The following is a 512-nucleotide window of genomic DNA, read 5'->3' on the forward strand; positions in this document are numbered from 1 at the left end:
GACGCCGTCTACCGCACTGTGACCACCGACCTGACGTGGTTCGAAATCCCCTGGCGCGTGTTCACGCCGAACAAGGTGGAAGGCATGACCGTGAGTGGCCGTGTGCTGTCCGTCACGCACGAAGCGGACATGTGGACCCGTGGTCAGTACTGCTGCCTGGTGACCGGCCAGATTGCCGGGATCGGCGCAGCGCTGGCGGCTGAGCAGGGCATCACGCCCGCGGCGCTCGACGCACGCCAGCTGCAATACGTCCTGGGGAAGCAAGGCATCGACGTGGGCTCGGCCGCCGAAAAGCTCATGCCACAGGCTGCCTAGGCCTCCGGTCAAGCCCTCAACTCAAGGATTCTCAACATGAAAGCTCTTTCATTCCTGGCCGCCGCGGCAGCAACGCTGTGGCTGGGTGCCAGCGCTCCGGCGCTTGCGGAGCCGGCCTATCCGGCCAAACCGGTCACCATCGTCGCTGCGTTCCCGCCGGGCGGCACCGCCGACTTGCTCTCTCGCGTGCTGGCCGT

The 512-nt window shown here is 66.4% G+C and carries 1 protein-coding gene; it reads left to right on the forward strand.

Annotation, left to right across the window (positions count from 1 at the left end):
- A partial coding sequence (locus AC3A6X_RS36425) for an FAD-dependent oxidoreductase (RefSeq protein ID WP_487846721.1) occupies positions 1-315 on the forward strand: 315 nt, incomplete at its 5' end.
- Positions 316-512: the final 197 nt, after the last annotated feature.

The organism is Variovorax sp. Soil_C_12, assembly GCF_057657375.1.